This is a genomic window from Nocardioides sp. Soil796, assembly GCF_001429525.1.
Taxonomy (GTDB): domain Bacteria; phylum Actinomycetota; class Actinomycetes; order Propionibacteriales; family Nocardioidaceae; genus Nocardioides.
This window is the reverse complement of record NZ_LMSQ01000019.1, coordinates 249692-270218: the sequence shown is the minus strand read 5'-3', so window position 1 is coordinate 270218 and position 20527 is coordinate 249692. Positions and strand designations below refer to the sequence as shown.

The 20527-nt window shown below is 70.3% G+C and carries 18 protein-coding genes; 13 read left to right on the top strand and 5 right to left on the bottom strand.

All coding sequences use genetic code 11. The annotated features are described in order from the left end of the window. Positions 1-117: 117 nt before the first annotated feature. From sfnG to ASH02_RS25745, 9 genes are all read left to right on the top strand, one after another. Positions 118-1230, top strand: a complete 1113-nt coding sequence (gene sfnG, locus ASH02_RS18540) for a dimethylsulfone monooxygenase SfnG (RefSeq protein WP_057295248.1) — start codon at positions 118-120, stop codon at positions 1228-1230. Continuing rightward, on the top strand, positions 1227-2492 hold the full coding sequence (locus tag ASH02_RS18535; RefSeq protein ID WP_082620946.1) for an SfnB family sulfur acquisition oxidoreductase: 1266 nt from the start codon (positions 1227-1229) through the stop codon (positions 2490-2492). The genes sfnG and ASH02_RS18535 overlap by 4 nt, the downstream gene beginning before the upstream one ends. A gap of 111 nt (positions 2493-2603) precedes the next feature. Next, positions 2604-3767: an LLM class flavin-dependent oxidoreductase gene (locus ASH02_RS18530; protein WP_057295247.1), complete on the top strand. Its 1164-nt coding sequence runs from the start codon at positions 2604-2606 to the stop codon at positions 3765-3767. Then, positions 3764-4273 (top strand): NAD(P)H-dependent oxidoreductase, encoded by a 510-nt coding sequence (locus ASH02_RS18525; protein WP_057295246.1) that lies wholly within the window; start codon positions 3764-3766, stop codon positions 4271-4273. The genes ASH02_RS18530 and ASH02_RS18525 overlap by 4 nt, the downstream gene beginning before the upstream one ends. Beyond that, the gene (locus tag ASH02_RS18520) at positions 4270-4791 is read left to right on the top strand and encodes a flavin reductase family protein (RefSeq protein WP_056685858.1); all 522 of its coding nucleotides are present in this window, start codon (positions 4270-4272) and stop codon (positions 4789-4791) included. The genes ASH02_RS18525 and ASH02_RS18520 overlap by 4 nt, the downstream gene beginning before the upstream one ends. A gap of 347 nt (positions 4792-5138) precedes the next feature. Continuing rightward, positions 5139-6518 carry a protoporphyrinogen oxidase gene (hemG, locus tag ASH02_RS18515; protein ID WP_082620967.1) on the top strand — a complete coding sequence of 460 codons (1380 nt, stop codon included), beginning with the start codon at positions 5139-5141 and terminating at the stop codon, positions 6516-6518. Between the two features lie 123 nt (positions 6519-6641). Continuing rightward, positions 6642-7358: a hydrogen peroxide-dependent heme synthase gene (gene hemQ / locus ASH02_RS18510; RefSeq protein ID WP_057295244.1), complete on the top strand. Its 717-nt coding sequence runs from the start codon at positions 6642-6644 to the stop codon at positions 7356-7358. Positions 7359-7837: 479 nt separating this feature from the next. Then, complete coding sequence (locus tag ASH02_RS18505; RefSeq protein WP_057295243.1) at positions 7838-8302, top strand: cysteine dioxygenase; 465 nt, start codon at positions 7838-7840, stop codon at positions 8300-8302. Next, positions 8299-8757, top strand: a complete 459-nt coding sequence (locus ASH02_RS25745; RefSeq protein ID WP_235530176.1) for a rhodanese-like domain-containing protein — start codon at positions 8299-8301, stop codon at positions 8755-8757. Before ASH02_RS18505 ends, ASH02_RS25745 begins: the two co-directional genes overlap by 4 nt. A gap of 1298 nt (positions 8758-10055) precedes the next feature. Here the strand turns inward: ASH02_RS25745 and ASH02_RS18495 are convergent. Further along, complete coding sequence (locus tag ASH02_RS18495; RefSeq protein ID WP_082620945.1) at positions 10056-11387, bottom strand: lipopolysaccharide biosynthesis protein; 1332 nt, start codon at positions 11385-11387, stop codon at positions 10056-10058. Positions 11388-11475: 88 nt separating this feature from the next. Here ASH02_RS18495 and ASH02_RS18490 point away from each other — a divergent pair, with 88 nt between their 5' ends. Next, positions 11476-13155, top strand: coding sequence for a polysaccharide biosynthesis tyrosine autokinase (locus tag ASH02_RS18490; RefSeq protein ID WP_162262601.1), 1680 nt, complete (start codon positions 11476-11478; stop codon positions 13153-13155). Here the strand turns inward: ASH02_RS18490 and ASH02_RS18485 are convergent. Then, a complete protein-coding gene (locus tag ASH02_RS18485) occupies positions 13061-13849 on the bottom strand; it encodes a hypothetical protein (RefSeq protein WP_156409804.1) in 789 nt (262 codons plus the stop codon). The two genes, ASH02_RS18490 and ASH02_RS18485, sit on opposite strands and share 95 nt — an antisense overlap. Before the next feature lie 233 nt (positions 13850-14082). Here ASH02_RS18485 and ASH02_RS18480 point away from each other — a divergent pair, with 233 nt between their 5' ends. The 3 genes from ASH02_RS18480 to ASH02_RS18470 all read left to right on the top strand — a co-directional run bounded on the left by ASH02_RS18480 (position 14083) and on the right by ASH02_RS18470 (position 17469). Then, entirely contained in the window at positions 14083-15282 is a 1200-nt protein-coding gene (locus tag ASH02_RS18480) for a hypothetical protein (protein WP_056685881.1), read from the top strand. Between the two features lie 62 nt (positions 15283-15344). Further along, on the top strand, positions 15345-16283 hold the full coding sequence (locus ASH02_RS18475; RefSeq protein WP_162251027.1) for a sulfotransferase: 939 nt from the start codon (positions 15345-15347) through the stop codon (positions 16281-16283). A gap of 19 nt (positions 16284-16302) precedes the next feature. Next, on the top strand, positions 16303-17469 hold the full coding sequence (locus ASH02_RS18470; RefSeq protein WP_056685887.1) for a glycosyltransferase family 4 protein: 1167 nt from the start codon (positions 16303-16305) through the stop codon (positions 17467-17469). On the opposite strand, the gene ASH02_RS18465 is transcribed toward ASH02_RS18470, so the two are convergent. From ASH02_RS18465 to ASH02_RS18455, 3 genes are read right to left on the bottom strand one after another with little or no spacing between them, the layout of a single operon-like run. Then, complete coding sequence (locus tag ASH02_RS18465; RefSeq protein WP_056892042.1) at positions 17452-18375, bottom strand: NAD-dependent epimerase/dehydratase family protein; 924 nt, start codon at positions 18373-18375, stop codon at positions 17452-17454. The genes ASH02_RS18470 and ASH02_RS18465 overlap by 18 nt on opposite strands. Continuing rightward, positions 18375-19370 carry a GDP-mannose 4,6-dehydratase gene (locus ASH02_RS18460; protein ID WP_056685893.1) on the bottom strand — a complete coding sequence of 332 codons (996 nt, stop codon included), beginning with the start codon at positions 19368-19370 and terminating at the stop codon, positions 18375-18377. Before ASH02_RS18460 ends, ASH02_RS18465 begins: the two co-directional genes overlap by 1 nt. Beyond that, entirely contained in the window at positions 19367-20527 is a 1161-nt protein-coding gene (locus ASH02_RS18455; RefSeq protein ID WP_057295238.1) for a glycosyltransferase, read from the bottom strand. The genes ASH02_RS18460 and ASH02_RS18455 overlap by 4 nt, the downstream gene beginning before the upstream one ends.

Below are 20527 nucleotides of genomic sequence, written 5' to 3'. Positions count from 1 at the left end.
GCAAGGCGTGACCGATCACCACATAGCGAGACGCGTCCGCGTGGTGGGCGGCCCCGCCTTGATCTCGCCACGTAAATCAAGCAATCTAATAGACATAAACATCATTAAGGAGTTTCGATGAGCGCGATCGCACCAAGCACCGACCCGCTGAAGTTCGCCTACTGGGTGCCCAACGTCAGTGGCGGCCTGGTCGTCAGCAAGATCGAGCAGCGCACCGACTGGGGTTTCGAGTACAACAAGAAGCTGGCCCAGCTGGCCGAGAACAACGGCTTCGACTACGCGCTCTCGCAGGTCCGCTACATGGCGTCGTACGGCGCGGCGTACCAGCACGAGTCGACCAGCTTCAGCCTGGCGCTGCTGTTGGCGACCGAGCGACTGAAGGTGATCGCGGCCGTCCATCCCGGCATGTGGCAGCCCGGCGTGCTGGCCAAGTACATCGCCACCGCCGACCACCTCTCCGGCGGCCGGGCCGCGATCAACGTGGTCAGCGGCTGGTTCAAGGACGAGTTCACCAAGATGGGCGAGCCGTGGCTCGAGCACGGTGAGCGCTACCGCCGCTCGGAGGAGTTCATCCGCTACGTGCGCGAGATCTGGACCTCCGAGCACGCCGAGTTCAACGGCGACTTCTACCGCCTGCACGACTTCGACCTGAAGCCGAAGCCGCTCGCCAGTGAGGGCCGCCCGCACCCCGAGATCTTCCAGGGCGGCAACTCCGCCGACGCCCGCAAGATGGCCGGCCGGGTCTCGGACTGGTACTTCTCCAACGGCAACAACCCCGACGGCATCTCGGAGCAGATCGCCGACGTCTCGGGTGAGGCCCGGGAGCACGGCCGCGCGGTGCGGTTCGGCCTCAACGGCTTCATGATCGCCCGCGACTCCGAGAAGGAGGCCCGCGAGACCCTGCGCGAGATCGTCGCCAAGGCCGACACCGAGGCCGTCGAGGGCTTCGGCTCCGCGGTCAAGCAGGCCGGGCAGTCGACGTCGGACAAGAAGGGCATGTGGCAGGACTCCTCCTTCGAGGACCTCGTGCAGTACAACGACGGCTTCCGCACCAACCTGATCGGCACGCCCGAGCAGATCGCCGAGCGGATGATCGAGTTCAAGCGCCGTGGGGTCAACCTGTTCCTCCTCGGCTACCTGCACTTCCACGAAGAGGTGGAGTACTTCGGCCAGCACGTGCTCCCGATCGTGCGCGAGATGGAGCAGGCCGAGGCGGAGCGTGCCGCATGAGCACCTCGTCCGTCGCGCAGTCGCAGGGGCCCTGGTCGCTGGTTGAGGAAGGCGCGCCAGCGCCTGTCTCGAAACCAAGGGCGAAACCACCCGTCCTCACCGCCGACCGGGCCGTCCGGGTCGCGCGCGAGATCGGCGCCGAGCTCGCCGAGGGTGCGGCGCAGCGCGATGCCGAGCGCATCCTGCCGACCGCCGAGCTCGACCGCCTCTCGGCCAGCGGACTCCTGGCGATCACCGTTCCGGCGGAGTACGGCGGCGCGGACCTCTCCACCGAGACCGTCGTCGAGGTCTTCCGGGCGCTCGCCCAGGGCGACCCGTCGGTGGCCCAGGTCCCGCACAGCCACTTCGTCTACGTCAACGCGCTGCGCCACCACGCGACGGCTTCACAGAAGGAGTTCTTCTTCGGCGAGGTGCTGCGCGGCAAGCGCTTCGGCAACGCCCAGTCCGAGATCGGCACCAAGCACGTGCGCGACATCCGCACCACCCTCACGACGTACGACGGCGGCTACCGCCTCGACGGGAAGAAGGGCTACTGCACGGGCGCGCTGTTCGCCGACTGGATCCCGGTGCTGACCCACCTCGGCGTCGACGGCCCGCTCCATGTCGCGTGGGTCGAACGCCACGCACCCGGAGTCACCGTGACCGACGACTGGGACGGCCTCGGCCAACGGACCACGGCCAGCGGCACCGTCGAGCTCGAGGGTGTCGACGTGCGCCATGAGCGCATCACGCCGTTCCACCTCACCTTCGAGGCGCCCCAGACGTACGGCGCGTTCGCGCAGGTGCTGCATGCCGCCATCGACGCCGGCATCGCGCGGGCCGCACTGGTCGAGGCCGCCTCGTTCGTGCGCACCAAGAGCCGGCCCTACCCGGACGCCGGGGTCGAGCGCGCAGCCGACGACCCGTTGGTCGTGCACGCCTTCGGCGAGCTCGAGCTGCAGGTGCGCGGCGCGGAGGCGTTGGTCGCCGAGGCCGGTCGTGCGATCGACCGGGCGAACGCCGTACTCACCGCGGAGTCGGCGGGTGCGGCGAGTCTCGCCGTCGCTGCGGCCCGGGCCTCGACCACCGCGGCCTCCGTCGACGTGGCGAGCCGGCTCTTCGAGGTCTCCGGCACCCGCTCCGCGCTGGCCGGCCTCAACCTCGACCGGCACTGGCGCAACGCCCGCACGCACACGCTGCACGACCCCGCGGCGTGGAAGGTGCAGCACCTCGGCCACTTCGCGGTCGACGGCACCCTCCCGCCCAACCACGGACAGATCTGAATCTCGATACGCCGTCGCTCGTGCCTCACGACGACTACTCGATCACCGAAAGCCGGGTACGCCGTCGCTCGTGCCTCACGACGACTACTCGATCACCGACATAGGAGCGACATGACCGACCTCAAGTTCCACTGGTTCCTGCCGACCAACGGCGGCGACAGCCGCTACGTGCTCAGCGGCGGCCACGGCGTCTCGGCCGACGCGGGGCCCCAGGGCCGGCCGGCCTCGGTGCCCTACCTGGGCCAGATCGCGCGCAGTGCCGAGCAGCTCGGCTTCGAGGCGGCGCTGACCCCGACCGGCGCGTGGTGCGAGGACGCGTGGATCTCCACCGCGATGCTCGCGTCGCTGTCGGAGCGGCTGAAGTTCCTCGTCGCCTTCCGCCCGGGGCTGCTCTCGCCGACGCTGGCCGCGCAGATGGCCACCACCTTCACCAACATGTCCGGCGGGCGCCTGCTGCTCAACGTGGTGACCGGGGGCGAGAGTGCGGAGCAGCGCGGGTTCGGTGACTTCCTCGACAAGGAGGCGCGCTACGCCAGGTGCGGTGAGTTCCTCGAGGTCGTCACCCGGCTCTGGACCGGCGAGACCGTCGACTTCGAGGGCGAGCACCTCAAGGTCGAGGGCGCCCAGCTGGCCGCGCTGCCGCACGAGACTCCGGAGATCTACTTCGGCGGATCCTCGCCGGCGGCGGGTGACGTGGCCGCGAAGTACGCCGACGTGTACCTGACCTGGGGCGAGCCGCCGGCCGCCGTGGCGGAGAAGATCGCCTGGATCCGTGGCCTGGCGCAGGCGCAGGGTCGCGAGATCCGCTTCGGAATCCGCATGCACGTGATCGCCCGCGACACCTCCGAGCTGGCCTGGGCCGAGGCGCAGCGCCTGCTCGACTCGATCGACGACGAGACCATCGAGCGCGTGCAGTCCGGGCTCAAGCAGAGCGAGTCCGAGGGGCAGCGCCGCATGCTCGAGCTCAACCAGGGCAACCGCGACGACCTCGAGATCCACCCCAACGTCTGGGCCGGCGTCGGCCTGGTTCGTGGTGGCGCCGGCACCGCCTTCGTCGGCAGTCACGAGGAGGTCGCCGACCGCATCGAGGAGTACGCCGACCTCGGCATCAGCGAGTTCGTGCTCTCCGGCTACCCGCACCTCGAGGAGGCCTACTCGTTCGGCGAGGGTGTGCTGCCGGTGCTGGCCGAACGCGGCCGCTGGACCAACCCGGCCCCCGCACCGGTCTCGTCCGTGGCGAGTGTTCCGTTCGCTGCCCGCAAGGCCGCCTCATGACCCGGGTTGCCGTGGTGGTGGGCAACCCCAAGCCGCGTTCGCGCACGTACGACGCGGCGGTGCGCCTGGCCGGCGAGCTGGGCGCCGTCGACCCGCTGGTCGTCGACCTCGCCACGCTCGGGCCGGCGCTCCTCGACTGGTCGGACTCCACCGTCTCCGGCCTGGTCGACGAGGTGTCGTCCGCGGACGTGGTGGTCGTCGCCAGCCCGACGTACAAGGCGACCTACACCGGCCTGCTCAAGGTGTTCCTCGACCGCTTCGCGCCCGACGCGCTGCGGGGGACCGTCGCCGTACCCCTGATGCTCGGGGCCGGTCCCGGCCACGCGCTGGCGCCCGAGCTGACGCTGCGACCGGTGCTCGTCGAGATCGGCGCCTCGGTCCCCACCTCGGCGCTCTACCTGCTCGACGGTGCGTACGACGACCCCGACGCGTTCACCGACTGGCTCGCCGTGAACCGTCCGCTGGTCGCAGCCCTGCTCGCCTCCACGGAAGGAGCCTCCGCATGACCACGCTCACCACCAACCAGGACCTCGACCCCGCCGCGCTGCGCGAGGCGTTCGGCGTCTTCCCGAGCGGAGTCGTCGCCGTCGCCGCCGAGGTCGACGGACAGCTCACCGGCCTGGCCGCGAGCTCGTTCACCTCCGTCAGCCTCGACCCGCCGCTGGTGTCGTTCTCGATCGCGAACACGTCGAAGACCTGGCCCGACCTGCGACGTGCGCGACACCTGGGCGTGAGCATCCTCGCCGAGCACCACGGGTCCGTGTGCCGCCAGCTCGCCGGGCCCGTCGAGAGCCGCTTCGACGGCCTGTCGGTCTCGGTCACCGCCGACGAGGCAGCCACCCTCGACGACGGACTGGCCCGCTTCGACTGCACGATCCACCGGGAGGTCGAGGCCGGCGACCACACCATCGTGCTGCTGCGCCTGCACGCCGTCGACGGGGCCGGCTTCGGTGACCCGCTGGTCTTCCACCGCAGCGGTTTTCGCCGGATGGAGATCGAGGCCCGCCTCCGCGCAGCCGTGTGACCCCTCCCGCGGCCAACGTGGTGGACTTGCCACCCGGTGACCGCCCTGCGGTGCACAAGTCCCGTGATGCCGCCTGACAACGTCCAGTGAGACGGCGTCTGCTCATTTCGACATACAGTTCACGCCACGGGTGCGCTTCTTGAGCGTGACGTGGGCGTCGCGGCGAGCGAACTGCATGTTGAAATGAGCGCCTTGGCCCGGTGGCCGGCATGTCGTACGGTCCGCCGGCTCCGCCGCGCTGATCCGTGAGGGCGTGTCGGAGGGTGCTCCCTTGTGAAACCGCAACACCCACGAGGTGCAGGCGATCCACCACGATGAGCCGAATCGGCGTCTGGCAGGCTGGCCGGGTGACTCGAACCGTCGTTGTCGGCGCAGGCATTGCCGGCCTCACCGCAGCCCGCAGGCTGGCCGCCACCGGACGCGACGTGACCGTGCTCGAGTCGTCGCCGCAGGTGGGTGGCAAGCTCCGGCTGGCCGAGGTCGGGGGAGTGCAGGTCGACGTCGGTGCCGAGGCGATGCTGAACCGCCGGCCCGAGGCGACCGGCCTGGCCCGCGAGCTCGGGCTCGACCTCGTGCACCCCGGCACACTCTCTTCACGGCTCTGGACGCGTGACGCGCTGCGCCCCCTGCCGCGTTCGGTGATGGGGGTCCCGGCAGACCTCGAACAATTGGCCGCGTCCGGAGTGCTCTCCGACGACGGCGTGGCCCGGGCGCGCGCCGAGCAGGTCCTGGCGCCGGAGGCCGACGACGTGTCGGTGGCCGACTTCGTGGCCCGGCGCCTCGGCGTGGAGGTCGTCGATCGTCTGGTCGAGCCGCTGCTCGGCGGGGTCTACGCCGGACACGCCACAGAGCTCTCCGCGCGGGCCACGATCCCGCAGGTGGTGGGGCTCCTGGCTCTCTCGCCCTCGTTGCTCGAGGCCGCGCGAGCCACGCCGGCCCCGTCCGACGTGCCGGTCTTCGCCGGTCTCGTCGGCGGCGTGGGTCGACTGCCGCTCGAGGTGGTCGCTGCAGGCGGTTTCGAGGTGCGCACGTCGACCACCGTGCGCGCACTACGCAGCCGGCCGGTGGGCGAGGCGCGAGGAGACATCTCTCGCTTCGAGGTGACCGTCGGCCCGACGACACACCCGGAGCTGATCGAGGCGGACGAGGTGGTGCTCGCCCTCCCGGGCACCCCCGCTGGTCGGCTGCTCGGCGACCTTGCTCCGAACGCCGCGCGTGCCCTGGCCGAGATCGACTACGCGTCGATGGCGATCGTCACCCTCGCCTTCCGCGCCGCCGACCTGGCCGGCCTCGAGGGCTCCGGCTTCCTCGTGCCGCCGGTCGACGGGCGCCGGATCAAGGCGGCCACGTTCAGCTTCAACAAGTGGGACTGGGTCCGCGAGGCCGGCGACAACCTGTTGCTGCTGCGCACCTCGATCGGGCGTCACCACGAGGAGGCGGCGTTGCAGTTCCCCGACGAGGAGCTGGTCGAGCAGTCACTGGCGGACCTGGCGCTGGCCACCGGGATCCGTGCCCGGCCGGTCGACTCCCTCGTGCAGCGCTGGGGCGGCGGCCTGCCGCAGTACACCGTCGGCCACCTCGACCGGGTCGCGCGGATCAGGGCCGCCGTGGCCGAGGTGCCCGGCCTGGCCGTGTGCGGTGCGGCGTACGACGGCATCGGGATCCCGGCCGTGATCGCCTCGGCCGAGCGCGCCGTGGCCGACCTCCTCCACCTGGATACTCCCTGACGTTCGCGCCCCGAATCGCCGTACCGAAGGACCGAAACGTCAGGGACTATCCCAACTGGAGGAACGAAACGTCAGGGACTACCCGGGGGAGGGGGCGGGGCAACGGCGCGGCACAATGGGGGCATGTCCAACCCTGCTCCCACGAACGCTGCGCAGATCCGCGAGCTGAACGACAAGATCCGCTACACGATGTGGTCGGTCTTCAGGCTCGACACGACCTTCGGCGACGCCACCGCTGAAGACCGGGCCGCCGAGGCGCAGGAGCTCGAGGCGTTCTACGAGAAGCTCGCCGCCGACGACGTGGTCGTGCGCGGCACCTACGACGTGTCCGGCTTCCGGGCCGACGCCGACGTGATGATCTGGTGGCACGCGGAGGAGTCCGAGACGCTCCAGGCCGCCTACAACGCGTTCCGGCGTACGGCGTTCGGGCGACGCGTCGCACCGGTCTGGTCGCAGATGGCGTTGCACCGTCCGGCCGAGTTCAACAAGAGCCACCTGCCGGCCTTCCTGTCCGAGGAGCCCCGCACGCACGTCGCGGTCTACCCGTTCGTGCGCTCCTTCGAGTGGTACCTCCTCGAGGACGCCGAGCGCCGCCGCCTGCTCGCCGAGCACGGCGGCATGGCCCGCGACTTCCCCGACGTGCGGGCCAACACGGTGCCGTCGTTCGCGCTCGGCGACTACGAGTGGATCCTCGCTTTCGAGGGTGACGAGATGTACCGCATCGTCGACCTGATGCGTCACCTGCGCGGCTCCGAGACCCGCCGCCACGTGCGTGAGGAGGTGCCGTTCTACACCGGCACCCGGGCCACCCCCGCGGACCTGCTCGACCGCCTGCCCTGATCGCCGCGCCGTGGGCGCACCCCGGACGAGCAACGCAACCGATCCGGCCGCTCGTGCGTCTATAGGGGTATGAAGCTGTCTCTTGCCCGCTTCACGGGCTCGGCCAATGTCTGGCCGCTGCTGAGCGTCCTCGCCGTCCTGGCGCTCCTGCTGTTGTTCATGGGTCGCACCTGACCACACCGTGAGACCAGCCTTGATCCGCTGGGCCCCACCCCGCACACTTGATTCATGACCTCGGTACTCGACATTCACGGAATGCGCTGCGGCGCGTCCGTCGAGTGTTGTCGTTTCGCCTGACACTCGCTCAGCCGAAACCCCGCGCACCGTCTCCGTGCGCCCTCCGAGAGAAGTCCCCATGTCCTACCCGGCGTACCGCCGTCTGCACGTCGACCTGCTCCGCACGGCCAGTGACCTGTGTCCGTGGATGTCCTCCCGCGCCCCGACATCCACCCAGATCCACCTCCGACACAGGAGAAGCCATGACCGTCCTGACCGTCCTGCCCCTGCTGCAGACCCTGCGTGACTACGCAGACGACCCCGACCTGCTCCACCTGCACGACCCGAACGCGACCGAGCGCCAGTGGACCGAGCTGGTCTCCACCGACGACTTCCAGCTCTGGCTGATCTCGTGGCCACCCGGTTCCCGCACCGGCTGGCACGACCACGGTGACGCCTCCGGCGCCTTCACCACGATCTCCGGCGAACTCACCGAGCACAGCGTCATCGAGCACGGCCTCGGCAAGAGCGGCCAGGAGGTACGGCGACTCGGCATCGGCGAGGCCTGGGCCTTCTCGGCCAACCACGTCCACGACGTCGTCAACCTCGGCGACCGTCCGGCGCTCTCGGTGCACGCCTACTCGCCCCGGCTGGCGGCGATGACCCGCTACGTCCTGGTCGACGGCCGACTCGAGGCCACCGGTGTGGAAGGACGTGAGCAGTGGTGACCGCCGAGGCAGTGACGGCCCCGCGCTTCGAGGAGATCTACTTCAACGGCATCGACGACATGCTCGCCGAGGCCCGTTCCCACCTGGACCGGGCCAGCGCGCGTGCGGCGTACCAGGAGCTGATCGGCGGTCGGGCGATCCTGGTCGACATCCGCCCCGACGCACAGCGCGCCGCCGAGGGCGAGGTCGAACCGCTCCCGGGTGTGCTGGTCATCGATCGCAACGTGCTCGAGTGGCGTCTCGACCCGCGTAGTGAGACCCGCCTGCCGCTGGCGTCGTACGACGCACGCGTGCTGGTGCTGTGCCAGGAGGGCTACACGTCGTCCTTGGCCGCCGACTCGTTGCGCCAGCTGGGAGTCCACCGGGCCACGGACGTGGTCGGTGGGTTCGCGGCCTGGCGCGCGGCGGGGATGCCGGTCACCAGGGACCTGCGGGCTCGTCGAGGGGCGATGTAGCGCGCGAGCACCCACATCGGCACCAACCAGATGATGAACTTCATCAGGGTCTGGTTGTCCCAGCCCAGGGGCAGCACGAACACGGCGGCGATCACCGCGACACCCGTGTTGAAGCCGCTCCTGGGCCGGCGCCGCTGGGCCGCGGCCACGAGACCGACGATCAACCCGGAGATGAGCCCACCCAACGGCAGGCCGAGCCACCCGAAGTTGAGGTACCACAGGGCGCCCGCGCCCATGGGCCAGCCGTTGATCTTGCGGGGCTCGTAGACCTGTCGGAACCACTTTCCGGGTGGGATGCCGACCGGCTTGTCGCGCCAGGCCGCTCGTGGGACGACGCCGACCAGGCCCTTGTAGAAGTCGTCACCGCCGCGGAACTGCTGGCGGCTCGGCCAGTCCCGGAAGGACAGCATGGCGGCGTCGAAGTAGATCGAGTTGGTGCCGACGGAGGCCTGGCGCCAGACACTCGAGGAGGCATAGCCGGCCTGCACCTCGCCGTGGGTCAGGGTGTCGCGGGCCATCCGCATCCCGCTCGCCCCGACGATCACCAGCACGACCGCGATCAGCAGCCGAACCAGCACGCGCTGCCGGTGGACCGGCCTGTCCCGACGACGCCGGGCCTGCATGCCCAGCACGAGGGTCGCGCCGACCACGATCAGCGTGCTCCGGCCACCCCAGATGAACACGAAGAACGCGTTCGCGAACGCGCAGACCAGGGGGACCAGGGTGAGCAGCCTCGAGTTGGAGCCCTGCCGGCGGAAGTCGATGAACGTCGTCGCGGCCACCACCGCACCGACCGCCGAGAACGAGCGGAGGATGTAGAGGCCGGCCAGCTCCTTGTCGTACTTGCCCGCGCGGATCACGCCGCCCACCCCGCCGTAGCGTGCGACGAGGTACACCGAGATGACCAGGCCGAGTGCGGTCAGGATCAGGGTGACGTTGAGCGAGCGGCGCAGGTCGACCTCGTGGTCGGCGAAGAACGGGCCCCAGCCACGCACCCCCGACCGGAGTACGGCGGCGATGCCGACGAGGACGAAGAAGAGATAGAGCGTCAGGCCCAGCAGCGTCCGGGTGAGGACGTGCGAGAACCCCGCCGGCGGGAACAGCTCTCCCGGGTGGGGCCCGTCGAGTCCCAGGACGAAGAGGAGTGGGCGGAACCCGTAGAAGAGGCAGAACACCAGGACGAACAGCAGCACCACGTCGCTCGGCCCGGAGGTGAAGAGGGCGGCGCAGGTGACCAGCAGGCCGAAGAACAGGAACGTGGCCAGCAGCACGGACAGGGTGATCTCCACGTGTCCCTCCTAGCCCGGAGTCCTGCGGAGCAGGGACATCTCTGGACGAAGCGTGGCATGGGTGAACAAGCCGACCGCCTGGTGAGCCCGCCACCACATCACCGTGAACACGAAGATCGAGACGGCCAGGGCGGAGAGGGTGAGGCCCATCAGACCGCCGAACAGGGCCGCCGGCACCCCGAGCCCGATCCGGAGCAGCGCGCCCGACCACTGGACCTGTGCCGACACCCCCTCGCGTCCGAGCATCGACAAGGTGGTGCCCGCCGTACCCGTGGCCACGTTCCCGATGGACCCCAGGGCCAGCAGCAACAGCACGGGGACGGACTCCTCGAAACCGGACCCGTAGACGAGGTCGACCACGCGGCCCGGGGCGACCAGGAACGGCAGCGCGAGCACGACGCTCAACCCGGTGGCCACGGTGGCGGCGGTGCGGAGCAGGGGCTCGAGGGACTGGTCCTCACGCCCGGCGTTGGCGGCGCGGGCGATCACCGGAGCCAGCACGACCTGGAGTGCGGTCAGCGGCAGCACGAGGAGCAGGGCCAGGCGTTGACCGGCGGAGAACATCGAGGCGTCGACCTTGGCGAGCAGCAGCGCCCCGATCCAGATCTCGGTGCTGACATTGAGGTACGTCGCCACCTGGGCGCTGAGGAATCGCCAGTCCCGCCGGATGGTCTGCCGGAGGTCACGCCACAGCTGGGGTTGCGGATCGGTCACCCCGCGCCACCGCCGATGGACGGTCCACCGGGCCGCGACGACGGGGAGGAGGAATCCTGCGGCGACAGCCAACAGCGCGCCGGCCAGGCCGGCCCCCGACCAGAGCAGCCACGCGAGGAGCACGAAGACGGCCTGCAGCGCCGCGACGAGTGCGCCGCCGGATCGTCCCTCCAGCAGGCTGGCGAAGCGGACGTGGCCGAGGCCGCGCACGTAGTTCGCCCACAGCTGCTGCTGGCCGCACAGGACGACGAGGGCGACCACGGTGACGGCCAGCAGGGCACGCGTGGTCGCACTCTCGTCGGAGGCGAGGACCCAGGCCGCTGCTCCGCCGAGCAGCCCGAGTGCGGGCAACGTGGTCAGGTTCACCGCGCGGACGCCGTTGCGCAGGGCGCCCATGGCCAGGGGGTCATCGACGTCCCGGAGACGGGCCACCTCGCGGAGACCCGACCGGTGGGAACCCACGAGTCCGATCTGTCCGAGCAGTCCGGTCGCCGCGATGGCCGCGACGAACAGGCCGAAGTCGGCAGGTCCGAGCCACCGTGCGGCGACCGCATTCACACCCAGGAATCCGACGACCGCTCCGGCGTAGGAGACAGCGAACCAGACCATGGCTCCGCTGACAGACATTCCCGACCCAGATTGCTTCACTCGCTCTAGACTGCATGAAAAAGGACCGATGGGGGCCGTTTTGCTGATGACCGAAGATGTCGCGGACGTGCCGGACCGAAAGAACTTCAGTGACTACGCCCGTGCCCTGCGGCGCCGGTGGCGTCTGGTGCTGGTCGTTCTCGTGGCCGCGGTGGCGCTGGCCCTCGCCTATTCGCTGGCCGCGACTCCGCAGTACGTCTCCACCGCCGACGTCCTCATCGAACCCTCGGGCACCGAGCTGGCCACTGACATCGCCGCCGAGGAGGTGGCCACGCAGACTCAGGTGGTCACGTCCCTGCCCGTCGCGCGCCTGGTGCAGACACAGCTCTCCCTGGACAAGACGCCCGACCTGACGAAGCTGGTGACCGTGCAGGCGCTCAACACGAGCCGCATCCTGCGGGTCACCGCCGAGGACACCTCTCCCGACCGGGCCGCCGACACCGCGAACACCGTGGCCACGGCCTACCTGCAGTTCCGCCAGCAGGAGTCGATCTCCCGCTACGAACGCGCCCGGGACCGCCTCACGCAGGAGGAGACGGAGGTCGACCGCCGGCTCAAGGAGATCGACCGGCTGCTCGCCAAGGACGGCTCGGGCAAGGCGGAGCTCCAGGCGGAGCGGCGCAACGTGCTCACCAAGCTCGGCCAGATCGCCACCCAGATGGAGTCCCTGACCGACCAGTTGACCTCGGTCGGATCGGGTGGCGAGCTGCTGCGCTCCGCCGAGGCCGACCACGATCCGGTCTCACCGCAGACCCTGCTCAACGTGATCCTCGGAGCCCTCTTCGGGCTGCTGCTGGGCCTGGGTGCGGCCATCCTGCGGGACCGGTTCGACGACGCCGTGCACGGTGAGGAGTCGGTCCGCCAGGCGGTCGGCGCGGTGGTGGTGGGTCGGGTCCCGGCATGGCCGGAGCGGGCCTACCGCGACGACCTCGTCACCGTGGAGAACCCGCACGCACCCGCCAGCGAGGAGTACCAACGCCTCGCCGTCAACGTGCGGTTCATGGCCGCGACCGCGCGGGCCGCCGACACCCACGGCGCGGTCGTGCTGACCACGTCGGGCCAGGAGGGCGAGGGCAAGACCATCACGAGCTGCAACCTCGCGGTCGCCGCAGCCCGCCTCGGACTTCGCGTGGTCATGGTCGACGGCGACCTCCGGCGCGGGGCGGTGTCGGCGCGCTTCGGCCTCGACGATCCTCCCGGCCTGTCCGACCTGCTGGTCAGCGAGGACAAGGCATCGTCCTACCTGATCGACGTCGGGGTGGACAACCTCGACGTGCTCGCCGCCGGAACGGCGCCGCCGAACCCCGCGGCGCTGCTCAGCTCCGGCCGGATGCGCCTGGTGCTCTCCGAGCTGGCCGCGGAGGCGGACCTGGTCATCCTCGACAGCCCCCCGGTGCTGACCGGGGCGGACTCGCTCGAGCTGGCGACCCTGGCCGACGTGGTGATCGTGGTGACCCGTGACCGGGTCTCGCGACGTCGGCAGCTGGTTGCCGTACGAGAGACCCTGCGCCACCTCAAGGTCGGTGCCGTCGGCATCGTGTGCAACGCCCTCGGCGACTCGCCGCGGGCGGCGTACGCCCATGACGTGCGCGGGCGGGCGACCAGGGAGCCGGTCGAGAAGGCTGAGGAGTCGGCCGTCGTCGATCCGGCGGTCAGCTCGGCAGGGTCGGAACGGTCAACCGAAGGATCTGGCTCTGCGGCCCCTCGCTCCCCAGGAGCACGTGGGCGCCGTCAGCCTCGAAGGTGATCGCCTCGCCCTGGGGCTGCTTCGGCAGGGTGACGCCCACGGGATCGTCCTCGAAGCCGCGGTAGAAGTACGCGCGACCCTGGTTGCGCAGGACCAGCATCGAGCCGTCCGGGGAGAAGTCGCCGGCCGTCACGTTCGCGGGGGCATCGGCCACCGGCTCGAGGACGTTGACGCCTTCCGGGTCGAGCTCACTCGGCGCCACGAAGACCGTGCCTGCGACGGGGTCCTTGGTCACCAGGTAGAGGCGGTGCGTGGTCGGGTGCACGAGGAGCGCCTCCGCGTTGTGCGACCCGTCCGGGTAGGTGAAGCGGTACGTCGTGGTGGCCAGCGTGCTGCTGGTGAGCACGTCCGGCTCGGTCACGACGTACACCGCGATCGAGGAACGGGCACCGTCGTTGTCACCGGTGTCGGCCACCCACAGGCGTCCGTCGGGTGTGCTGGCGATGTCCTCCCAGTCCACTGCCTGCGCCTCGAGAGTGAGGACGGCGCGCGTGCCACTGGCGTCGATGGCGAAGATCTGGGGCGCCGACGTGCTCCGGTCGTTGTGCGTGTAGAGCACACCGGGGTGGAGGTAGCTGCGGGCCAGGCCGCTCGACTGAGCCACGCGCGGGTCGTCGATCGAGGTGGCCTCTTGGCTGGCGTCGGGCGGGTGTGTCTGCGAGGTGGTCGACGAGGCCGAGGACGTGTCGTTCATCTCGAGTGGATGCTTCGCCGGCTCCGCGTCCTGACAGGCCGTCGTCACGCCGAGCACCAGCAGGCCGACTGCACATGAGAGCCGGATCCTGACCATTCATCCAGCATCGCACAGGCTCGGCGGTCCCCGTTTCGGATTGGAGAATGTCCCCAGTTCTGGTGTCGAGCGACCTGCGATCACCTAGCCTGCCAAGGAAGCCGACGGCCAGACCGAGTCTCCGGGAGGGGTGCCTGATGGGGCGAGCGTCCGAGTCCGCGCTCCTGCTGGACACGGCCAGGGCGATCTGGCCGGACGCCGTGCGCATCGACCTCACCCGGGCGATGCGTGCCGATCCCGGACAGAGGTTGTACGCCGTGCTGCCGCACGTGCGCTCTCCCCACTGGCTGCTGCCCACCGACGCGCCGTCGACCGCGGTCGCGCTGGGAGCCGGGGAGTCCCGTGGGCTCACGTCCGCCGGACGACGTCTCCTGGCCCTGGCGCACACCTCCGGCCTCACCCGTCTGGTGCCGGTGCCGCGCCTCCGGGTCGAGCCGGGGGAGGCCGAGTCGCTGATCACCGTGCTCGAAGGTGTGGTCGGGCGGGAGACCGGCATCGCGATCAGGATCGGCAACTGGACACACGCCCGCAGCTTCGTCGTCCGGGTCCTCGACCGTCGTGGCACCACCGTGGCCTTCGGCAAGGTCGGGATCGACGCCCACGGTCGCGCAGCCGTGCACGCCGAGTCTGCCGCGTTGGAGCGGGTGTCGCGGTTCGGCCTGCAGGAGGTCGTCCTGCCGGGGCTGCTGCACCAGGGTTCCTGGCACGGCCTGGAGATGCTGCTGGTCTCACCGCTGGTCGCGCCGGCGCGATCGTCGTCGGGGGTGGGGATGCCGCTGACCGCCATGGCGGAGCTCGCCCACGCCGACTCGCCTCGTGTCGACCGGCTGGCCGACAGCCGCTGGATGGACAGCGTCCGGCAACGGGTCGGTGAGGTCGACGACGCCGGTCGGCGGTCGCGTCTCGGAGCGAGCCTGCACACCCTGGAGGCCCGTGCCGGCGACGTCAGCCTGCCGCTGGGATGCTGGCACGGAGACTGGACCGCCTGGAACATGGCGTGGGACGGCGGTCGCGTCCTGCTGTGGGACTGGGAGCACTTCGCCGAGGACGTCCCGGTGGGCTTCGACCAGATCCACTACCTCGCCCAGCAGCTCCGGGTGGAGTCTGGCGTCGGTCGGGCCGAGGAGCAAGCCTGGCAGGCGCAAGCGGCCGCCCTGCTCTCCGGCGAGATCGGGCTCGGCCGGGCCCAGGCCGACGCGGTGGCCGTGGCCTACCTGCTCGAGGTCAACCTGCGGTTCGTCCTGGACCGGCAGGCCACCCCGGCGAGCGCGACCGAGCGTTCCGGCTGGGGGCTGGACCTGCTCGCCCGGGCCACGGAGGCTCTGCCGGTCCCGTGACCCGCATCCTTTGACCAATTGAGGTGATGAAACCGGTCGGGCACCGGGAGAGCATCGACCACATGACCCCAACCGGCCCTGACTTCGTTGTCGCGGGTTCGGCACGGGCAGGGACCACCGCCCTGATCGAGGGACTGCGCGCCCATCCTCGGGTCTTCGTCACCGATCCCAAGGAACCCCACTACTTCGCGATGCACGGCACCCGGCCCGACTTCCGTGGGCCGGGCGACCAGCTCTCCATCAACCGGGCCGCGGTCACGGACCGTGACGACTACCTTGCGCTCTACCCGCGGGACTCGGGTCTCGCCCTGGGCGAGGGCTCCGTGTCGACGTTGTACTACTACCAGCACGCCCTGCCCGAGCTGCTGCGGATGAACCCGGACGTCCGGGTCGTCGTCCTCCTGCGCGACCCGGTCGCGCGGGCGTACTCGAGCTTCCAGTACCTGCGCTCCCAGGGCCGTGAGCCGGAGGAGGACTTCCTCGCGGCGGTCCGGGCCGAGCCCGAGCGACGGGCCGCGAACTGGCACCACCTGTGGCATTACACCGCGATGAGCATGTACGCCGACGCGATCGGCGCCTTCCGGGAGCTGCTGCCGCGCGACAACCTGGGGATCTGGTTCTACGACGACCTCGAACGCGACTACGCCGCGACGCTGGCCGAGGTGCTCCGCTTCCTCGAGCTCCCCGAGGTGCCCGGGCTGGGGGAGCGGATGCCGCGGGTGAACATCTCCGGGACACCGCGCTTCCGACACGTCCAGCAGGCACTCTGGAAGGCATCGGCCAGTCCCGGACTCCGTCGTACCGCCCGACTTCTGACCAGCTGGCGGTTCCGGGAAGCGGTCAAGAGCCGGATCATCCGCCGGGACCCGTTGCCCGCCGAGATCACGCGCAGCCTGGCCCCGCTCTTCGAAGCGGATCTCCTGCGCCTGCACGACTTCCTCGCCGACGACGTCGACCTGCCCGCGTGGCTGGAGCCGAGGAGCCGGGCCCACCTCCGTTGAGGACGCGGACCGGGGGGCGATGACGATGCGACTGGCGATCAACGGACGATTCCTGCTGCAGGACGTCACCGGCGTGCAGAAGGTGGCCATCGAGTTCGTGCAGGCTCTGGACGCCATGCTGGACGAGGGTCTCCTCCCCGGCCTGGAGGTGGAGCTGCTGGCGCCGGCGAGGGGGTCGCTCGTGACCACGCCGGACTTCAAGGCGATCCGGCTCCGGAGAGCGGGAAGGTTGAACTCGCACGCCTGGGAGCAGCTGGAGCTGCCCCGGCTGGCGGGTTCGGATCCCTTGCTCTGCCTGGGAAATCTCGCCCCGCTCGCCCTGTTGCTGCGTCGTCGGCGCCGGGTCCACACGATGGTCCACGACCTGTCCTACAAGTACTTCCCCAGCGCCTACAGCCGCGGCTTCCGGCTCCTCTACAGCCTCGTCATCCCGGTCGTGCTGGCCCGGTCCGAGCGGGTCTACACCGTGTCCCGGAGCGAGGCCGCGGCCATCCGCCACCACTACCGGCGCCTCGTCCCCGCTCATCGCCTGGTCGCCGTGCAGAACGGCGGCGGCGAGGGCGCCGTCGAGGCCCACCCCAGTGACCGGCCGGCTTCCCTGGAGCCCGGGGCGCCGGAGGTGCCGACCCTCCGGGCACGCGAGCGTCGCTGCCTGTACGTCGGCTCGCTGACCAAGCGCAAGAACGCCGAGGGGCTGGCCCGTGTCGCCGTCGACCTGGTCCGCACCACCGACCTGGACTTCGTGTTCGTCGGGGCCGGCGGAGCGAGCTTCGAGCAGATCGGCTTCGCGATCCCACCCGAGCTCGAGGGGCGCATCCACTTCCTCGGCCAGATCAACCAGCCCGAGCTGATCGAGGCCGAGTACAGGCGCGCCAGCGTCTTCGTGTTCCCGTCCTTCTACGAGGCGTCGCCGCTCCCTCCGGTCGAGGCAATGCGGTTCGGCACTCCGGTCGTGGCGGCCGACATCCCGAGTCTTCGCGAACGCTGCGGCGAAGCGGTGCTCTACTGCGACCCGGCCGACGTCGGCTCGATCAGCGCCCAGGTGCGACGCGTGGTCGAGGACGACGCACTGTGGGCCGAGCTCCAGGCCGCCGGTCTGGACAACGCAGCGCGGTTCTCGTGGCGGGCACAAGTACAGGGCGTGCTCGAGCACGTCCTGGCCCAGTCGTCATCCGTCCGACCGTGAGACCAGGATGTCGGCGAGGGTCGACTCCAGCGAGCGCGTCGCCGTCCAGCCGGTGGCCCGGCGCAGGGCCGAGGGATCGCCCTCGACCAGCGGCGGATCGTTGGGACGGACCCGGTCGGTGTCGAGCTCGACGCGCACCGAGGGGCTGCCCAGCAGCTCGGTGACCAGCTTGAGCAGGATCTCGCCCGACACTGCCCGGCCACTGCAGACGTTGAAGACGCTGCCCGGCTCGACGTCGGCCTCCAGGAGCAGGCGGTACGCCGCGGCGACGTCCCGGACGTCGGTGTAGTCACGGCTCGTGGCGAGGTTGCCCACAGGCACCGCGGCTCCCGTGTCCCTGGCGTGTGCGACCGCGGTGAACAGGTCCGGCACCAGGAAGCCACTGCCTTGTCCCGGACCGACGTGGTTGAACGGGCGGCCGACGACCGTGGAGAGCCCACGGAGGGCGTAGTACGCCGCGATCGACTCGACGGCCAGCTTGCTCACGACGTACGGCGACGTCGGGGTGGTGCGGCCACGTTCATCGATCGGCATCGACTGTGCGGGGTCGTAGACGGCCCCGGTGCTCACGACCAGCACGCGGGCCCGGCTGCCACGCTCCTGCAGTGCGGCGCACAGTGACGTGGTCATCGCGGTGTTGGCCGTGATGTAGCCCTGCGGATCCTCGAAGGACGGCCCCACGGCGGACAGGCCCGCGAGGTGCACGACGGCGTCGACGTCCGGCAGCGACGGCGGGCCCGCGACCAGGTCGACGGCAAGGTAGTCGGCGAGGTCCGTCGCGAGCTCTGTCCGGGGCCCGGGCTCCTGCGACAGGCCGACGACGTCGTAGCCGTGCGCGCGCAGCTCGCGCACGAGGTGGGGCCCGACGAATCCGTTGACCCCGGTGACCAGCGCCGTGTCGTTCATCAGGCGCGCGGTGCGGTCAGCCTGATGTCGTGCTGCACCATGCGGCTGACCAGCGCGGGGAAGTCCACCTCGCGCTTCCAGCCGAGGACCTCCTCGGCCTTCGAGGGGTCGCCGAGGAGGATGTCGACCTCGGCAGGCCGCATGAACTCAGGATCCTGACGCACGTAGGGCCGCCAGTCCTCGATGCCGATCTCGAGGAAGGCCAACGCGAGGAAGTCCTCGATCGAGTGGGTCTCACCGGTGGCGAGGACGAAGTCGTCCGGTGCGTCGTGCTGGAGCATCTGCCACATGCCGCGCACGTAGTCGCCGGCGTAGCCCCAGTCCCGCTTCGGCCACAGGTCGCCGAGCACGATGTCGGCCTGGAGTCCGTGATGGATCCGTGCGACGCCGTCGCTGATCTTGCGGGTGACGAACTCACGCCCACGCCGCTCGCCCTCGTGGTTGAAGAGGATCCCGCAGGTCACGAACATCCCGTAGCTCTCGCGGTACGTCTTCGCGATCCAGTGGGCGTAGAGCTTGGCAACGCCGTACGGGCTGCGCGGGTGGAACAGGGAGTTCTCGTTGTAGCCGGTGCCCGGACGGTTGTAGTCCAGTCCGCCGAACATCTCGGAGGTGGAGGCCTGGTAGATGCGGATCTCGTCCGCACGCCCCGAGGTGCGCACCGCCTCGAGGAGGTTGAGCACGCCCTTGGCCGTCACGTCGGCGGTCAGCTGCGGGTTGCGGAACGAGTAGCCCACATGGCTGATCGCACCCAGGTTGTAGATCTCGTCCGCCTCGGAGGTGAGGACCGACGCCAGCATCGAGGTCGGATCGATCAGGTCGGCCTCGAGCAGCCGGACGTAGGGGAACTCGGCGACGAACTCCTCCCGCCGGGCGTTCCGCTGGCCGCGGATCAGCCCGAACACCTCGTAGCCCTGGTCGTGCAGGTGCTCGGAGAGGTGTTGCCCGTCCTGGCCGGTGATGCCGGTGATGAGTGCCTTTCGCGGCTCGGTCATGCGATCCCCCTGATGTGTCGACCCGCGGTGCGGGTGTGCTCTGCCGGTCGTGCGAGGTCGAGCACGTGCTGCTCGATGGTGGAGAGGAACTCCGACTCGGAGAACCGCTCGCCGTGCGCCATGATCTCGCCGGTCGACCACGTGCGTGCGAACAGCCGCCGGATGCCGTCGGCGATCCTGGCCGGCTCGGGGGCATCGAAGAAGACCGCCGTCCGGTCCTCGACCATGGTGTCCAGGAAGCCTCCCGCGGCCAGCACGACGCTCGGCTTGCCGAACGCCGCGGCCTCCAGCGGGGTGAGCCCGAAGTCCTCGTGGCTGGCCGCGACCAGCGCCGCGGACCGCTCGTAGACCGTGCGCATCTGGCCGTCGGTGAGGTCGCGGAGGAAGGTGACGTTGGCGGGCAGGTCGCGGGTGAGGGTGTCCCACTCCGGACCGCGCCCGACCACGACGAGGTGGCGGTCGGGGAGCTCCCGGAAGGCCGCCACCACCTTGTCGACGTTCTTGTAGGGCAGCAGCCGGGACACGCACAGGACGTAGCCGCCCCGATCGACCGCCGGCTCGTCGATCGCTTCGACGGCGATGTCGAGCAGGGGCGCGCACGAGGGCGCCGGGACGATGGTCGAGTCGAGCCCGTAGGCGTCGCGGATCCGGGCCTGCACGACGGTGGAGATCGCGAGGTACCGGTCGGCGGCGCGTGCATGGCGCCGGTCCCACTCCCTCAGCGGCGTGGAGACCGCGCGCAGCCCCAGCCGGGTGAGCACGGCCGACTCGCCCGAGAGGTAGACGCCGGACTGGTAGAGCCAGCGTGCGGGGGAGTAGCAGTAGACCAGCTTCTTGTGGTCGCCACCGACCCCGTGGGCCCACCCGCTGCTGCTGGCGATCACGACGTCCGCGTCGATGGTCATCTGGGACATCGCGTGGGCCAGGAACGGCAGCGCCTTGCGGTGGTCGGAGCGGAAGGCCCTGACCCGGTTCAGCGACGAGGTGCGGATGTCCAGTCCCTTGAACTCGGGGAAGGTGGTCTCCGGCTCGTAGAGCGACGTGTAGATCGGCGCGTCCGGGAACCCCTTGGCCAGGGAGAGCACGACGCGCTCGGCGCCGCCCCGCTGGGTGAGGTAGTCGTGGGCGATCGCCACCCGAGGTCTGGTGATTCGCAT